This window comes from Inhella crocodyli (assembly GCF_004004565.1).
Lineage (GTDB): Bacteria > Pseudomonadota > Gammaproteobacteria > Burkholderiales > Burkholderiaceae_C > Inhella > Inhella crocodyli.
Window position 1 is genome coordinate 192422 of sequence record NZ_SACM01000005.1, and the last position, 15689, is coordinate 208110.

Annotated in this window: 15 protein-coding genes and 1 tRNA gene; 4 read left to right on the plus strand and 12 right to left on the minus strand. The window is 69.8% G+C overall.

What is annotated here, in order from left to right; all coding sequences use genetic code 11:
• Positions 1-31: 31 nt before the first annotated feature.
• The 3 genes from EOD73_RS15880 to EOD73_RS15890 all read right to left on the minus strand — a co-directional run bounded on the left by EOD73_RS15880 (position 32) and on the right by EOD73_RS15890 (position 3280).
• Positions 32-108: transfer RNA gene (locus EOD73_RS15880), tRNA-Val, on the minus strand.
• A 47-nt stretch (positions 109-155) separates the two neighbouring features.
• Positions 156-2414: a RelA/SpoT family protein gene (locus EOD73_RS15885; RefSeq protein ID WP_127684022.1), complete on the minus strand. Its 2259-nt coding sequence runs from the start codon at positions 2412-2414 to the stop codon at positions 156-158.
• Complete coding sequence (locus EOD73_RS15890; RefSeq protein ID WP_127684023.1) at positions 2411-3280, minus strand: alpha/beta fold hydrolase; 870 nt, start codon at positions 3278-3280, stop codon at positions 2411-2413. The genes EOD73_RS15885 and EOD73_RS15890 overlap by 4 nt, the downstream gene beginning before the upstream one ends.
• Before the next feature lie 42 nt (positions 3281-3322).
• On the opposite strand from EOD73_RS15890, the gene EOD73_RS15895 reads away from it, so the two are divergent.
• The 3 genes from EOD73_RS15895 to EOD73_RS15905 all read left to right on the plus strand — a co-directional run bounded on the left by EOD73_RS15895 (position 3323) and on the right by EOD73_RS15905 (position 6336).
• Positions 3323-4093 carry a 3-hydroxybutyrate dehydrogenase gene (locus EOD73_RS15895; protein ID WP_127684024.1) on the plus strand — a complete coding sequence of 257 codons (771 nt, stop codon included), beginning with the start codon at positions 3323-3325 and terminating at the stop codon, positions 4091-4093.
• A gap of 145 nt (positions 4094-4238) precedes the next feature.
• On the plus strand, positions 4239-5000 hold the full coding sequence (gene ompR, locus EOD73_RS15900; RefSeq protein WP_310733063.1) for an osmolarity response regulator transcription factor OmpR: 762 nt from the start codon (positions 4239-4241) through the stop codon (positions 4998-5000).
• A gap of 10 nt (positions 5001-5010) precedes the next feature.
• Positions 5011-6336 carry an ATP-binding protein gene (locus EOD73_RS15905; RefSeq protein WP_127684025.1) on the plus strand — a complete coding sequence of 442 codons (1326 nt, stop codon included), beginning with the start codon at positions 5011-5013 and terminating at the stop codon, positions 6334-6336.
• Positions 6337-6380: 44 nt separating this feature from the next.
• Here the strand turns inward: EOD73_RS15905 and ispF are convergent, their stop codons facing one another.
• The 5 genes from ispF to EOD73_RS15930 are packed head-to-tail and all read right to left on the minus strand — an operon-like array spanning position 6381 to position 11185.
• Positions 6381-6869: a 2-C-methyl-D-erythritol 2,4-cyclodiphosphate synthase gene (ispF, locus tag EOD73_RS15910; RefSeq protein ID WP_127684026.1), complete on the minus strand. Its 489-nt coding sequence runs from the start codon at positions 6867-6869 to the stop codon at positions 6381-6383.
• On the minus strand, positions 6866-7552 hold the full coding sequence (gene ispD / locus EOD73_RS15915; protein WP_127684027.1) for a 2-C-methyl-D-erythritol 4-phosphate cytidylyltransferase: 687 nt from the start codon (positions 7550-7552) through the stop codon (positions 6866-6868). The genes ispF and ispD overlap by 4 nt, the downstream gene beginning before the upstream one ends.
• Positions 7549-9018 (minus strand): ribonuclease G, encoded by a 1470-nt coding sequence (gene rng, locus EOD73_RS15920; protein ID WP_127684028.1) that lies wholly within the window; start codon positions 9016-9018, stop codon positions 7549-7551. The genes ispD and rng overlap by 4 nt, the downstream gene beginning before the upstream one ends.
• A gap of 47 nt (positions 9019-9065) precedes the next feature.
• Entirely contained in the window at positions 9066-9662 is a 597-nt protein-coding gene (locus tag EOD73_RS15925) for a Maf family protein (protein ID WP_127684029.1), read from the minus strand.
• Positions 9659-11185, minus strand: coding sequence for a Ppx/GppA phosphatase family protein (locus tag EOD73_RS15930; protein WP_127684030.1), 1527 nt, complete (start codon positions 11183-11185; stop codon positions 9659-9661). The genes EOD73_RS15925 and EOD73_RS15930 overlap by 4 nt, the downstream gene beginning before the upstream one ends.
• 61 nt (positions 11186-11246) lie before the next feature.
• Between EOD73_RS15930 and EOD73_RS15935 the strand changes: the two genes are divergently transcribed.
• Positions 11247-12020, plus strand: a complete 774-nt coding sequence (locus EOD73_RS15935) for a ZIP family metal transporter (protein WP_127684031.1) — start codon at positions 11247-11249, stop codon at positions 12018-12020.
• A 29-nt stretch (positions 12021-12049) separates the two neighbouring features.
• On the opposite strand, the gene EOD73_RS15940 is transcribed toward EOD73_RS15935, so the two are convergent.
• The 4 genes from EOD73_RS15940 to EOD73_RS15955 all read right to left on the minus strand — a co-directional run bounded on the left by EOD73_RS15940 (position 12050) and on the right by EOD73_RS15955 (position 15475).
• Positions 12050-12484, minus strand: a complete 435-nt coding sequence (locus EOD73_RS15940; RefSeq protein ID WP_127684032.1) for a universal stress protein — start codon at positions 12482-12484, stop codon at positions 12050-12052.
• Between the two features lie 64 nt (positions 12485-12548).
• On the minus strand, positions 12549-13394 hold the full coding sequence (locus EOD73_RS15945; protein ID WP_127684033.1) for a sulfurtransferase: 846 nt from the start codon (positions 13392-13394) through the stop codon (positions 12549-12551).
• A gap of 8 nt (positions 13395-13402) precedes the next feature.
• On the minus strand, positions 13403-14305 hold the full coding sequence (locus EOD73_RS15950; protein ID WP_127684034.1) for a DMT family transporter: 903 nt from the start codon (positions 14303-14305) through the stop codon (positions 13403-13405).
• 48 nt (positions 14306-14353) lie between these two features.
• The gene (locus EOD73_RS15955; protein WP_127684035.1) at positions 14354-15475 is read right to left on the minus strand and encodes an aromatic ring-hydroxylating oxygenase subunit alpha; all 1122 of its coding nucleotides are present in this window, start codon (positions 15473-15475) and stop codon (positions 14354-14356) included.
• Positions 15476-15689 lie beyond the last annotated feature (214 nt).

A 15689-nucleotide genomic window follows, 5' to 3' on the forward strand; every position in this document is an offset into this window, starting at 1 on the left:
AAGCACTTGCGGGGGTTTTGTCTTCTTATTCTGGTAGGCGCGATTGGACTCGAACCAACGACCCCCACCATGTCAAGGTGGTGCTCTAACCAGCTGAGCTACGCGCCTGGGGTCTGCTCCGCTTTGCAGCGAAGCCTCGCAGTATAGCCGAGTTTTTAGCGCCGTCTAGCGGCCCGCACTCCTTCAACCTGCGCCACCCCGCGCAGCGCATCCCGCAGGGCTTCGCTGCTGGGCACTTCCACGGTGAAGGCCATCCATTGGGTGTCGGAGGGAGAGCCGCGCATCGGACGGCTCTGGGTTTGCGCTTGGCTCACCCTCAAGCGCAGCTTGGCAAACACCTCGAGCACGTCGCGCAGGACGCCGGGGCGGTCACGGGCTTCGACGCTGACGTCCACGGGGAACAGGGCCCCCGCCGTGGTGCCCCAGGTGACGTCGATCTCGCGCTCGGGGTTGCGGCGCAGCATGTCGCGCAGGTTGCTGCAGTCGCTGCGGTGGATGGCCACGCCGCGGCCGCGCGTGACGTAACCGCGAATGGCATCGGCCGGGGCGGGCCGGCAGCAGCGGCCCAGGTTGGTGAGCAGGGAATCGACCCCCACCACCAGCACGCCGCCGCGCGGGCCTTGGCTGGCAGGGCGCACGTGCTGGCGCGCGGCGCTGGTGTCGTCGTCCTCAGCGGCCTCGGCCGGAGGGGGACGCAGCAGCTGCTCGATGGGCTTGAGCGAGAACTCGTCCTTGCCCACGACCTCGAAGAGGGCGTCGGCCGTTTTGAAGCCAAGTTGGTGGGCCAGGTCGTCGAGCTTGAGCGCGGTCTTGCCCTCGCGGGCCAGCAGCTTTTCCACGGCCTCTCGGCCGCGTGCGATGGTTTCGGTGGCGGCTTGGGCGTTGAACCAGGCTCGCACCTTGGCGCGCGAGCGCGGGCTTTGCAGAAAGCCCAGCTCGGGGTTGAGCCAGTCGAGCGAGGGCCCGCCCTCCTTGCCGCCCGTGATTTCCACCGTCTGGCCCGAGCGCAGGGGCGTGTTGAGGCTGACCAGGGCGCCGTCGACCTTGGCACCGCGGCAGCGGTGCCCGAGCTCGGTGTGCAAGGCGTAGGCGAAGTCGACCGGCGTGGCGTTCTGGCACAGCTCGATGACGTTGGCCTGGGGCGTGAACACAAAGATGCGGGCGTCTTCGCCTTGGTCGGGGGCGGCCTCGCTGAGATCGCGCTCCCAGGCCAAGAGCTGCCGCAGCACGGCCTTGCGGGCTTCGCTGACTTGGGCGTCGTGCGCCTGGCTGTTGCCGCCATACCCCTTGGTGCCGGCCTCTTTGTAGGCCCAGTGCGCCGCCACGCCGTGCTCGGCATGCTCGTGCATGGCCCGGGTGCGGATTTGCACCTCCATGGTCTGGCCATCTTTGCTGCGCACCACGGTGTGCAGGCTTTGGTAGCCGTTGGGCTTGGGGCGGGCAATGTAGTCGTCGAACTCGCCTTCCACGGGCTCGTACAGCTCGTGCAGGCGGGCCAGCACGGTGTAGCAGTCGTCCACCGCCGGCACGATGACGCGCAGCGCGCGCAGGTCGAACACGCGCTCCAGCGTCAGGCCCTTGCCCTGCATCTTTTTCCAGATGCTGTAGAGGTGTTTGGGGCGGCCCTGCACCTCGCCTTCCAGGCCCAAGCGCTGCAGTTCGGCCATGAGCGAGGCGCGCGCCTGGTGCACGCGGAGTTCGCGCTCCAGGCGCTTTTCGTGCAGGGCCCGGGCCAGCTCGTGGTAGCGCTCCGGCTCGAGGAAGCGAAAGGCCAGGTCCTCCAGCTCCCACTTGATTTGCCAAATGCCCAAGCGGTTGGCCAGCGGCGCGAAAACCTGCCGCGATTCCAGTGCCACGGCGGTGGGGACGGGGGTTCGCGTGGCGGCGTGCCAGCGCAGGGTTTGCAGGCGCGAGGCCAGGCGCAAAAGCACCACGCGCAGGTCGCGCGAAAAGGCCAGCAGCATCTTGCGCACGCGCTCGACCTGCTCCTTGGCCGCCTCCTCTTCCAGCACCGCGCCGCTGGCGGTGCGCTGCAGGTGCACCAGCTTGCGGGTGTTCTCCACCAAGCTGGCATACCCGGGGCCGAAGGCCTTGGCGATGGTCTCGCCAGGCTGCGCCAGGTGCTCGCCGGCGTAAACGAGGTAGCACGCGGCCTGGATGCCCGGCGCCGCGCCGATGCCAGCCAGGATGGCGGCCAAGCCGTCGGCGTGCGCCAGCGCGTTCTCGCCGCTGTCCAGGCGCTGGTTGGCCAGCAAGGGGTCGGCGAAGGCGCGGGCGCGCTCCAGCACGCTGAGCGGGCTGGGGCCGGCCGCTTGGGGCTGGGGCAAGCGCGGCGGCAGGGCCGCATCCCCGTCCAGGTCTTCCAGCAGCTCGACGATGGTGGCGCGTTGCGGGTCGGCGGGCGCGGTCTTCATGGTGCCAACAAGAAGCCCTCCAAGGGGGCAAAGTGGGTCGGCCGGTCGAGCATGGGCGCGTGGCCCACTGCGGGCAAGGTGACCACACGGGCCTTGGGCCCGCGGGCGGCCATGGCGGTGGCGGTGGCGGCGGTCAGCAGGTCGCTGTCGGCCCCGCGCAGCACCAGCGTGGGCAGCTTCAGGCGGTCGTAGGCGTCCCAGAGTTGGGCCTCGCCCGCGGCGGCCAGGGCCGGGGTGAGCGCTTGCAGGTTGTGGGCGATGCGGGGGTCGTAATGAAGGCGCAGGCCGCCGGTCGGGTCGGTGCGCCACATGGGCCGGTTCAGGGCCAGCCAGGCCTCGTCGCTGAACTCGCCGAAGCCCAAGGACACGGCGCGCAGGGCCTGGGCGGCCGTCGGCTCGTCGGGGAAGTGCATGGCCTGGCCCACGTACTGGGCGATGCGCGCCAAGGCCGTCCACTCGAGCGTGGGGCCCACGTCGTTGAGCACCAGGCGGCGCACCGGGCTGCCCGGCAAGGACGCCAGGGCCATGCCGATCAGACCGCCCATCGAGGTGCCCACCCAGTCCACCTGGGGAACGTTGAGCCGCGCCAACAGCACCACCATGTCGGCCACGTACTGCGGCAGGGCATAGCCGCTGGGGTCGCCCAGCCAGTCGCTCTGGCCGCGCCCCACGACGTCGGGGCAGACCACGCGGTAGTGCGGGCGGAAGTGGCGGGCCAACGCATCGAAGTCGCGCCCTTGCCGGGTCAGGCCGTGCGCGCAAACCAGCACGCGCGGGTTGCTGGGCTCGCCCCACTCCCAGTACGCCATCCGGTGCAGGCCCGTCGGACTGAGGGCTTGGACGTGGTGGAGGCGGGGTTCGGTCATTGGCTATCCTTGAGATCGATCCAAGGATACGGGAACCCCACCATGCTTCAAGGCAAAACCGCCCTCGTCACCGGCTCCACCAGCGGCATCGGCCTGGGCCTGGCCCTGGCCCTGGCGCGCAGCGGTGCGCGCGTCATGTTGAACGGCTTCGGCGACGTGGCCGCCGCGCGGGCCGAGGTCGAGGCCACGGGCGCCGAGGTCGACTACCACGGGGCCGACATGAGCCGGCCGGACGAGGTCGTCGACATGGTGCGCGCTTGCGAGGCGCGCTTCGGGGGCGTAGACATCTTGGTCAACAACGCCGGCATCCAGCACGTGGCCCCGGTGCAAGACTTTCCGCCCGAGCGCTGGGATGCGATCTTGGCCATCAACCTGAGCAGCGCCTTCCACAGCACCCGGGCCGCGCTGCCCGGCATGCTGACGCGCAACTGGGGCCGCATCGTGAACATCGCATCGGTGCACGGGCAGGTGGCGTCGGTGAACAAGAGTGCCTACGTGGCGGCCAAGCACGGCTTGATCGGCCTGACCAAGGCCGTGGCCTTGGAGACCGCCACCACGGGGGTCACCGTCAACGCGGTGTGCCCGGGTTGGGTGCTGACGCCCTTGGTGCAAAAGCAGGTGGAGGCCCGCGCCGTCAGCGACGCGGTGGACCTGCCCGAAGCCACGCGCCGCTTGCTGGCCGAAAAGCAGCCATCCTTGGCCTTCACGACGCCCGAACAGCTGGGGGCGCTGACGGTGTTTTTGTGCAGCGAGGCGGCCTCGAACGTGCGCGGCCAAGCCTGGGGCATGGACGGCGGTTGGACGGCCCAGTGAGGGGCTCGACCCAGCAGAACTGTTTCAAGACGTAAAAGTCGGGGCCAAAGACCCGGGGAGCAGCGGTCGAATTTGTAACAAGGACGGGCGGCGCGCGCCCACAATCGCGCCACCCCCCGCTTTTTCGCCCCGCTGGAGACCGTCCATGAGCAATTCCATGTCGATGCCCCTGAACCCGACCCGCGCCCTGCGCGTGGCCGTGGTGGACGACGACGCCCGGATCCGCGACCTGTTGCGCCGCTACCTGAGCCAAGAGGGTTTCGAGGTGCTGCTGGCCGAAGACAGCCTGGGCCTGCAGCGCCTGATGTCGCGCGACCTGCCCGACCTGATCGTGCTCGACTTGATGATGCCGGGCGAAGACGGCTTGTCGATCTGCCGCCGGCTGCGCGCCAAGGGCGACATGACGCCGGTGGTCATGCTGACGGCCAAGGGCGAGGACGTGGACCGCATCGTCGGCCTGGAGATCGGGGCCGACGATTACCTGACCAAACCGTTCAACCCCCGCGAACTGCTGGCGCGCATCAACGCGGTGCTGCGCCGCCGCCCGCCGCCCGAGATGCCGGGTGCCCCCAGCCGCGACGGCGAGAAGATCCACTTCGGGCCCTACGAGTTCGACCTGGGGCAGCGCCGCCTGTTCCGCGAAGGCCAAGAGATGCCCTTGACCACCGGCGAGTTCGCCATGCTCAAGGCCCTGGTTCGCCACCCCCGCCAACCGCTGAGCCGCGACAAACTGGCGCAGCTGACGCGCGGCCGCGAGTTCGAGCCCTTCGACCGCAGCCTGGACGTGCAAATCTCGCGCCTGCGCAAGATGCTGGAGTCCGACCCAAGCAAGCCCCGCTACATCCAAACCGTGTGGGGCTTGGGCTACGTGTTCGTGCCCGACGAGGCCACGGCCACGGTGAGCTGACCCTTCCAGGATGGCGCGCCAGATCTTCCAACTCACGCTGTTCTGGCGCACCTTCGCCTGGTTGGCCCTGTTGCTGGGGGCCACAGGCCTGGCTTGGCAAGTCACCTTCCGGGCCCTGGAGGCCGAACCGCGGGCCGTGCAGGCCGCGCAGCAGCTGGGCGACTTGGTGCTACTCGCGCGCACCTCCTTGCAAGACGTGGAGCCCATCCAGCGCCTGCTGGTCATCAAGTCCATCGAGCGCACGGCCACCTTGCAGGTCGTGCTCGCCGAGCGGAACGACCAGCACACCGACTACGCGCAGGACAAGTTCACCCAAACCCTGGTGGAAGCGCTGCAAAAGCGCCTGGGCCCCGACACGGTCGTGGCGCGCTCGCTCAACGACAACCAGGGCCTGTGGATCCGCTTCATGACGGGCCGGGACGCCTACTGGCTGCGGGCCCAGTCCGACCCGGCCGACGGCCTGCCCACGGCGCGACCGTGGTGGTGGGCGATCTTGCTGGTGGGCACGGTGCTGGGCTCGGCCGCCATCGCGGGCTTGATCAACCGCCCCTTGCGCGAGTTGTCGGTGGCCGCCCAAAACATCCGCGACGGCGAGTACGACTCCCGGCTGGACGAGCACACCCTGACCAGCGAAATCCGCGAGGTCAACCGCGGCTTCAATCGCATGGCCCGCGTGCTGGCCAAGCTGGAGCAAGACCGCAGCGTGATGCTGGCCGGCATCAGCCACGACCTGCGCACCCCCTTGGCGCGCCTGCGCTTGGAGGCGGAGATGAGCGTGCACGACGAAGCGGCGCGCGCGGCCATGGCCGACGACATCGACCAGCTCGACGCCATCATCAGCAAGTTCATGGACTACGCGCGCCCCCACGACCTGGTGCTGCAGGCCATGCCCTTGGGCGAGTTGGTGGAGCGTGCCGCCCAGGCCTACCGCAACGTGCCCGACCAGATCGGCATCCAGGTGCTGATCCCGGAATCGCTGCAAGTGCTGGTCGACCCCACCGAGTTCAGCCGCGTCTTTGCCAACCTGTTCGAGAACGCCCGCCGCTACGGCCGCAAGCCCGGCGAGCCGGCGCGCGTCATCGTCAAGGCCCGCCCGCGCGGGCCCGAGGTGGAGATCGGCGTGCGCGACCACGGCCCGGGCGTGCCAGCCGCGGTGCTGGGCGAGTTGACCAAGCCTTTCTTCCGCGGCGACGCGGCGCGCACCGCCGTGACCGGCAGCGGCTTGGGTCTGGCCATCGTGGACAAGGCCTTGCAGCGCATGGGCGGCTCGCTGGACATCGCCAACGCGCCCGAAGGGCCCGGTCTGCTGACCAAGATGCGCCTGCGGCGCGCCTGAGCCGGCCCCCGCCCCCGCTCACCCCACCCTTCAGCGCCCGGTCGTTACGGCGCAGTGAGCAGGCACACGGCGCGGGCTTCCATGGCCTGCAACTCGCCCACGGGGCCGAGTTTTTCCGCCGTTTTCGCCTTCACGTTGACGTCGCCCACCGGCAGGCCCAGCACCTGGGCCAAGCGCGCGCGCATGGCCTCGATGTGCGGCGCCAACTTGGGCGCCTGGGCCACCACCGTGCTGTCGACGTTGACGATGGACCAGCCCTGCGCGCGCACCCGGGCCGCGGCCTCGGCCAGCAGCACCATGGAGTCGGCGCCCTTGAACTCGGCGGCGGTGTCGGGGAAGTGGCGGCCGATGTCGCCCAAGCCGGCCGCGCCCAGCAGCGCGTCGGTGATGGCATGGGCCAGGGCATCGGCGTCCGAGTGCCCCAGCAGGCCGTGGCTGTGCGGGATGGTCACGCCGCCCAGAACGAGGGGGCGCCCCTCGACCAGGCGGTGCACGTCCCAGCCCTCGCCAATCCGCAAGCGGGGCAGCGTCATGCGCGGCTCCGCAGCAGGCGCTCGGCCAGGTCAAAGTCTTCGGGTCGGGTCACTTTGAAGTTCTCCATGGAACAGGGCACCAGCAAGGGGGCGTGGCCGAGGGCCTCGATGGCGCTGGCCTCGTCGGTCACGGCGTCGCCGACCTGGGCCAAGGCGGACTGCAGCAGCCCCCAGCGGAACATCTGCGGCGTTTGTGCCAGCCAGAAGCGGCTGCGGTCGACAGTGGCGCGGCTACGCCCGGCGTCGGCCTGCTTGAGGGTGTCGGCCAGGGGCTGGGCCAGCAAGCCTCCCACCGCATCGTCGCGGCAAGCGGCGATCAGGGCCTGCACCCAACCGGGGCGAACCAGGCAGCGCGCGGCGTCGTGCACCAGCACCCAATCGTGCTCGCGCGCACCGGCCTGCCGCAGGCCCTCCAGCCCCGCAGCGACGCTGGCAGCCCGGGTGGCGCCGCCCGTGCGCAACACGAGCCCAGTGAACCCGGGCAACGCGGCCGCGAAATGCGCATCGTCGGGCGCCAGCACCACCGCCACGGCGTGCAAGCCGGGCACTTCGGCCAGGGCCGCCAAGGTGTGCGCCATCAGCGGGCGGCCGGCCACCGTCACGTACTGCTTGGGCAAGGGCTGGCCGGCGCGGCTGCCAACGCCAGCGGCGGGCACCAGGGCGTAACAGCGGGCGTCGCTCACAGCAGCACGATGTCGTAGTGCTCGGTCTGGTTCCCCGGCTCGGCGGTCAGGGAAATGGGGCGACCGATGAAATCGCTCAGGCCCGCGAGGTGGGCCGACTCTTCGTCGAGCAGCATCTCCACCACGTCGGCGGCGGCCACCACCCGGAACTCGCGCGCCGAAAACTGCCGCGCTTCTCGCAAGATCTCCCGCAGGATGTCGTAGCAGACGGTGCGGGCCGTCTTGACCTGCCCGCGCCCCTGGCAGGTTGGGCAAGGCTCGCACAGCATGCGCGACAGGCTCTCGCGCGTGCGCTTGCGCGTCAGCTCCAGCAGACCCAGGGACGTGAAGCCGCCCACGGTGGTGCGGGTGCGGTCGCGGGCCAGGTGCTTCTTCAGTTCGCTCAGCACGGCTTGGCGGTGCTCGTCGCGCGCCATGTCGATGAAGTCGACGATGACGATGCCGCCCAGGTTGCGAAGGCGCAGTTGCCGGGCGATGGTGCCTGCGGCTTCGAGGTTGGTTTTGAACACCGTGTCGTCGAAGTTCTTGGCCCCGACGAAGCCCCCGGTGTTGACGTCGATGGTGGTCAGCGCCTCGGTTTGGTCGAACACCAAGTAGCCGCCACTCTTCAGGTCGACGCGACGCGCCAGCGCCTTGTTCACCTCGGCGTCGATGTTGTGCAGGTCGAAGATGGGCCGCTCGCCGGTGTAGTGCTCCAGCTTGCCGACGCTGCCCGGCGTGTACTGCTCGCCGAACGCCCGCAAGGCCTCGAACTGCAGGCGGCTGTCGATGCGGATGGTGGCGGTTCGCTCGCTGGCGAGGTCGCGCAGCACGCGCTGCACCAGGTTCAAGTCTTCGTGCAGCAGGCTGGGCGGCGGCAGGGTCATGGCGCGCTGCCGGATGCTCGTCCAGGTCTTGCGCAGGTAGGCAATGTCGGCCGCCAGCTCTTCGTCCGTGGCCTCTTCGGCGTTGGTGCGCAGGATGAAGCCGCCCCCGCCGCCCGACTCTCGCGTGCCCACCAAGGCCTGCATGCGCGCGCGCAAGGCCTCCCGGGCTTCGGGCGACCCGATGCGCTGGCTGATGCCGATGTGCTCGTCTTGCGGCAGGTGCACCAGCAAGCGGCCGGCGATGGACACCTGGCTGGACAGGCGCGCGCCCTTGGTGCCGATCGGGTCCTTGATGACCTGCACGGTCAGGGCTTGCCCCTCGAAGAGCAGCTTCTCGATCGGCGTCACCGGCGCGTCGCGGCCCGTGCCCTGGTGGGCCTGCTGCAGGTCGGCCACGTGCAAAAAGGCCGCGCGCTCCAGGCCGATGTCGATGAACGCCGACTGCATGCCGGGCAGCACGCGGGCCACGCGGCCCAGGTACACGTTGCCAACCAGGCCGCGCTCCAGCGTGCGTTCCAGGTGCAGTTCTTGCACGGCGCCGTGCTCCACGACGGCCACGCGGGTCTCCTGCGGAGACCAGTTGATCAGGATGTCTTCCATGGGGTCACCAAGGGTTCACGGCAGGCCGGCCGGGGGCGGACCTGGCGTCAAGCCTCGGCGGCTTGGCGCAAGAGTTGCGCGGTTTCGAACAGGGGCAGCCCCATGATGCCCGAATAGCTGCCCTCGATGCGCGACACCCAGGCGGCAAAGCGCCCTTGGATGCCGTAGGCCCCGGCCTTGCCGAAGGGTTCGCCGCTGGCGACATAGGCCGCCAAGTCGGCATGCGGCACCTCGGCCACCCACACCGTGGAGCTGGACACCGAGGCCCACACCCGGCCGCGGACGTCGGCCAGGGCCACCGCCGTGTGCACCTCGTGGGCCTGCCCACTCAGGGCCTGCAGCATGGCCAGGGCCTCGGTCGCGTCGCCCGGCTTGCCCAGGATGCGCGGCCCCAGGGCCACGGTGGTGTCGGCGCAAAGCACGGGGCCGGGCGGCAAGGCACGGCGCTGCAGGCGCGCCAAGGAGGCCTCGAGCTTCGCGCGGGTCACGCGCTGCACATAGGCCAGCGGCGCCTCGCCCTCGCTCACCGCCTCGAGCGCTTCGGCGTCCTCGTCCGGCCCCGGCAGGAGCAGCTCGTGCACCACCCCCAGTTGGTCCAAGAGCTGGCGGCGACGGGGGCTCTGAGAAGCCAGGTACAGGCTCATGCCGCGAGCTCCAAGGTGGCCCAGGTGCTGCGCGCCCAGTGCTGCGCCTCTTCCTGCAGCAGGTACAGGGCCTGTGGGTGCGAGGGCGCCCAGCCCTTGGGCAGTCGCAGGCTGACCCGCGTGCCGTTGCGCTGCAGCTTCATGGCGTCGAGTTGGATGGGCTCGCGGGCGTGGGCCTTGATCACGGCCAAGCGCAGGGCCATGATCTGCCAGCGCAGGGCCTCGTCCGCGGGGTCGAGGTTGAGCTTGCGCAGGCCGCCGCGCTGGCCCAGCGCGATCAGGGCCATGCGTCGCAGCTGGCTTTGCGAAAAGCCGGCCGCATCCAAGTGGCCGATGAGGTAGTGGCTGTGCCGGTGGTGGTCGTGGTGCGACACGAGCAAGCCCAGCTCGTGCCAGGCCGCCGCCCAGCCCAACTCCAGGTGCTGCTCCGCCGGCGCCTGCGGCATCAGCTGGCGGAACAAACGCTCGGCCAGCGCCCGCACTTGCTGGGCCTGCGCCCGGTCCACCTCGAAGCGGCGCTGCATCTCGTCCACCGTGTGCTCGCGCAGGTCGGCGCTCGGGGCCTGCTGGTGCAGTTTGAGGCGCTCGGCCAGCTCGAACACCAGGCCTTGGCGCAGCGCGCCCTTGGCCGGCAGCACGGTGTCGATGCCGAAGTGACTGACCAAGGTGTACAGGATGCACAGGCCGCCCGCCACGACGGGCTTGCGGTCGGCCTTCAGGCCTGGCAGGTCCAGGGCGTCGACCGAACCGGCCCGCAGGCAGGCCTCGATGCACCAGCGAAGAGATTCGGCATTGATCACCCCACCCGCAACGCGCGAGGCCGCCACGATCTGCGCCACCGCCCCCACCGTGCCCGAACTGCCCAAAACCTGCCGCCAGGCCGGTCGGGCTTGGCCTTTGGCGAAGGTGCCCAGGGCTTCTTCCAATTCCGCTGCGGCCGTGACCTGGGCGGCGCGAAAGCCCTCGGGCGTGAAGCGCCCGTCGCCGAAATAGCGAACCGACAGGCCCACGCTGCCCACCTGGAACGACTCCGCTTTCAAGGGCGTGGCGCCGCGCCCGAGGATGAGCTCGGTGGACCGGCCGCCGATGTCAATGACCAGGCGGGGGGCCGGATCGGGCTGCAGACGCGACACGCCCGCGTAGATGATGCGGGCCTCTTCGCGGCCCGAAATCACCTCGATCGGGAAGCCGAGCACGGCCTGGGCCCGGCGCAGGAACTCGTCGCGGTTCTGGGCCTCGCGCAGGGTCTGCGTGGCCACGGCGCGCAGGCGCTCCGGCGCGAAGCCGCTCAATTCGGCGCCGAAACGGGCCAAGCAGTCCAGGCCGCGCTGCATGGCCTCTTCGGTGAGCATGCCCTGCGCGTCCAAACCGGCGCCCAGGCGCACCGGCTCTTTCCGGTAGGCCAGGGTCTTGTAGTCCCCCCCGCGCAAGCGGGCGATTTCCAGTCGGAAGCTGTTGGAGCCGAGGTCGATGGCAGCGAGCGCGTCGGTGCCCCACACGCGGTCGGGAGAAGGCTTGGGCATAGGGCGGCATTCTGACCGGCGAGAATGTCGCCCCTTTGACCTCCTGGCTCCACCCCCGCGCATGACCCTGCTGCACATCGTTCTGGCCACCTTGGTGGGCGGCCTGCTGTCCGTCTTGCTGGCGGCGCTGGTGACGCAGGTGGTCCTGGGACGCATCGTCAAGCACCTGGTCAGCCTGTCCGCAGGGGTCCTGCTCGGTGCCTCGTTGCTGCACGTGCTGCCCGAGGCCTTCGAGAGCCAGGCCAGCAGCCAGGAGTTGTTCCTCTGCCTGCTCGGGGGCCTGCTGTTCTTCTTCCTGTTGGAAAAGCTGGAGCTCTACCGCCACAGCCACCACCACGAAGGCGACGGCCACCACCACCACCACCACTTCGACGCCGAGCAGGCCGGACGCGGCGGCCTGTCGGTGCTGGTGGGCGACAGCATCCACAACTTTTGCGACGGCCTGCTGATCGCCGCCGCCTTCTTGGCCGACCCCAAGTTGGGCTGGCTGACCGCTGGGGCGGTGCTGCTGCACGAGATCCCGCAAGAAGTCGGCGACTACCTCGTGCTGTTGAACGCCGGCCTCAGCCGGCGGCGGGCGCTGGCCTACAACGCGATGTCAGGCTTGGCCGCCGTGGCCGGGGGCGTTCTGGGCTACTTCATGCTGCAGCCCTTCGAGACCGCCCTGCCCTACCTGATGGTGGTCGCCTCGTCGAGCTTCATCTACGTGGCCGTGGCCGACCTGATCCCGCAGATGCAGCGCCGCCTGCCCTGGAGCGAAACCCTCGCCCAACTGGCGTGGATCGGCGGCGGCCTGGGCCTGATGGCCCTGGCCTCCCTCGGCCACGCGCACTGAACGCTGACTGAACGCCGCGGCAGCGGCGCTCAGCGCACCACCAGCACCGGCACGGTGCTGTGGGTCAGCACCTTTTGCGTCTCGCTGCCCAGCAGCAATGCGCTGACGCCCTTGCGTCCGTGGCTGGCCATGACGATCAAATCGGCCTTGACGCTTTCGGCGTGTTCCACGATGCCCCGCCAGGGCTGGGCGGCCTCCAGGCTGGCCGATTCGCAGGCCACCCCGGCCGCTGCCGCCACGGCCACCACGGCCTGCAGGCGCTGGTTCGCCAGGCGCTGCATCGCGTCCAAGTAGCCCTGGGGCTCGATGGGGGCGGCCTCCGCCAAGGGGCTGTAGGGGTAGGGGTCGGTGACCGTCAAGGCCAAGACCTGGGCCCCCAGGCGCTGCGCCAGGGCGATGGCCTGCTGCACGGCCTTGGCGCTGAGTTCGGAACCGTCGGTGGGAACGAGGATGCGGCTGTACATGGGGAACCTCCTGAACTGGAGTCCCCATGCTGCCTTGGGCACCGCCCCTTGGCTTTGCGCCCGGTCAAGCCCGCGCGATGGGCCGCCTCGGGTCGGACGACCACTCGCTCCACGACCCAGGGTAAAGGGTCCCCAGCGGCAAGCCGGCCACCGCCAGGGCCAACAGGTTGTGGCAAGCGGTGACGCCCGAACCGCATTGGTGGACGCTGGCCTCATGGCCGGCCAACAAGGGCGCCCACTCGGCCCGCAGGGCCTCGGACGACTTGAAGCGGGCATCGGCCGCGAGGTTCAGGGCGAAGGGGCGGTTGCGGGCCCCCGGGATGTGACCGGCCTGCGCATCCAGGGGCTCGACCTCGCCCCGGAAGCGCTCGGGGGCCCGGGCGTCCACGAGGCGCACGCGCCCCAGTTGCGCGGCCAGTGTGGCCGCGTCAACGGTGTCCAGCAGAGGGGGCGGCAGGTCGCTGGGCACCGGGGCCGGCAGCACGGGGGGCAAGGCCGTGCTCAGGGCGTGGCCCGCGCCCGTCCAGGCCGGCAGCCCCCCATCGAGGACCTGCACCTCGGCGTCGCCCAGCCAATGCAGCATCCACCACAGGCGCGCGGCGAACATGCCGCCGCTCGCGTCGTAAGCCACCACCCCTCGCCCGGGCACCCACCCCAAGGCCGCCAAGCGCGCGGCGAAGGCCTCCCGCGTGGGCAAGGGATGCCGACCCAGGAAGCGACCGTCGGCGGCCTGCTTCGGGCCGCAGCAGTCGTCCAGGTGCACGTAATGGGCGCCCGGCAGGTGACCGGCGGCGTATGCGGCGCGCCCCGCTTCGGGCTGGGCCAGGTCGAAACGCAGGTCGAGCAGCAGCGGCGCTTGGCCCTGGGCCAAGCGGTCATGCAAGGCCTCGGCCTGGATCAAAGGGGTCATGGGGCGCGTCATTCGTGCGTGTCTCCTTGCAAGTCTCGGGGCGCGGCGCTGCGGGCGCGCAACAGGGTGGCCGTCAACCCGGCCGCCACGATCAAGCCGATGCCGACCGTGGCCCACCACCCGGGCCGTTCGTCGTACACCCACCAGCCCAGCAGGGCCCCGAAGGCGATGCCGGTGTAGTTCAGGCTGGCGTTGACCAGCATCTTGCCCCGCCCGTAGGCCGCGGTCATGGCCACCTGCCCCAGGGTCGCGGTCAGGCCCACGCCCAGCAAGGCCAGGGCGCCGGGCAGGCTGTGGCCGGTCACGCGCCACGGCGTGCCCGTGACCAGGCTGAGCACGGCCCCCGCGCCGGCGCTGGCCAGACTGAAATAGAAAACGACCCGCACCTCGGGCTCGCCCACCCGGCCCAGTGCCGTGACCTGCAGGTAGGCCATGGCCGCCAACAGGCCCGAGGCCAAGCCCGCCAAGGCGCCAGGCCACTGGTTCTGCTGGAAGGTGGGCTGCAGCACCAGGGCCACGCCAGCAAAGCCCACCAGCACGGTGGCAATGAGGCGCGGGTCGACCGATTTGCCCCGCATCAGCAAGGCCCCGCCCATCAGGAACAAGGCCATCCAGATGGCGCTCATGTAGTTCAGCGTCATCGCCGTGGCCAAGGGCAGCCCCGCGATGGCAAAGAACCACAGGCTCAAGGCGCACACCCCCAAGAGGCCGCGCCAGAGGTGCATGGCCGGGACCGTGGTGCGAAGCGGCACCCGCCGCCAGCGCGCCAAGGCCACGATGACCCCCACCCCCACCAAGCCGCGGTACATGACGATCTCGGTCGGCGAGTAGGACTGGCTCGCCAACTTCACGCACAGGGCCATCAGCGCAAACATCAGCGTGGCGCTGAGCATCAACAGAGGTGCGGGCATCGAAATGAACAACGCCCGGGCGGGCCGGGCGTTGCAGGACAGGTCAGGTCAAAGGGCCATCTTGGCGCGGTACCAGGCATGGAAGTGCTGCATGCCGTCTTCCATCGGGCTTTGGTAGGGCCCCACCTCGTTGTCGCCCCGGGCCATCAGGGCGCGGCGGCCGGCGTCCATGCGCTCCCCGATCTCGTCGTCTTCCACGCAGGTCTCCATGTAAGCGGCCTGTTGGGCTTCGACGAACTCGCGCTCGAACGCGGCGATCTCTTCCGGGTAGTAGAACTCGACCACGTTCAGCGTCTTGCTCGGGCTGATTGGGTGCAGGTTGCTGACCACGAGCACGTGCGGGTACCACTCCACCATCAGGGTGGGGTAGTAGGTCAGCCAGATGGCGCCCTGCTTGGGCGCCTCGCCTCCGCGGTAGGCCCGCACTGCGTCGTGCCAGCGCTGGTACACCTTGGAGCCGGCCTTGCCGCCTTGGGCCAGGGCCTCGTTCACGCCCACGGTTTGCACCGAGTACTCCTGGCCCCATTGCCAGGCCAGGTCGTGGCAGGTCACGAAGTGGCCCAAGCCCGGGTGGAAGGGCCCGACGTGGTAGTCCTCAAGGTAGACCTCGATGAAGGTCTTCCAGTTGTAGTTGCACTCGTGCAACTCCACCTTGTCGAGCACGTAGCCGTCGAAGTTCAAGTCCTTGGCGACGGCCAGGTCCCGCAGGTCGGCCGCGATGTCTCGCCCCGTGTCTTCGAACAGCAGGCCGTTCCATTCCCGCAGGTTCCAGCGGTTCAAGTGCAGGCAGGGGTCGTGGTCGAAGTGCGGCGCCCCGATCAACTCGCCTTGCAGGCCGTAGGTCCAGCGGTGCAGCGGGCACACGATGTTCGCGCCCGTGTTGCCCCGGCCCTTGAGCATCACCGCTTGGCGATGCCGGCAGACGTTGGAGATGAGTTGGATGCCGTCGGCGCCCCGAACCAAGGCCCGCCCCTCGCCTTCGTGGCGCAGGGTGAAGTGGTCACCGCGTTCGGGCACCGCGAGCTGGTGCCCGACGTACCGAGGCCCAGGTCGGATGATTCGCTCCTGCTCGCGCTCGAACAGCGCCTGATCGAAATAAGCAGAAACGGGGAGCTGCGTCGTGCGGCTGCTGCTCTCAAGCGCCCCGACGGCCAGGCTCAGATCCGACATGATCCAAGGGTTCCTCCAAGACACCCGCGCAAACGCCACCTGGGCGACGCTCGCGCGCAAAAAACCCGGCTGTTTCAACCGGGCGGGGGGCGAGATTCTAGCCAAGCCCCCTTTCCCCTGCCTTTGGCGCGGTACGGCGAGGCCCGGCACTTTGCAACGCCCTTACGGGTTGTCACCGTTCGACCACTGCCCTGGGGTTTGCCAGAAGGCGGCC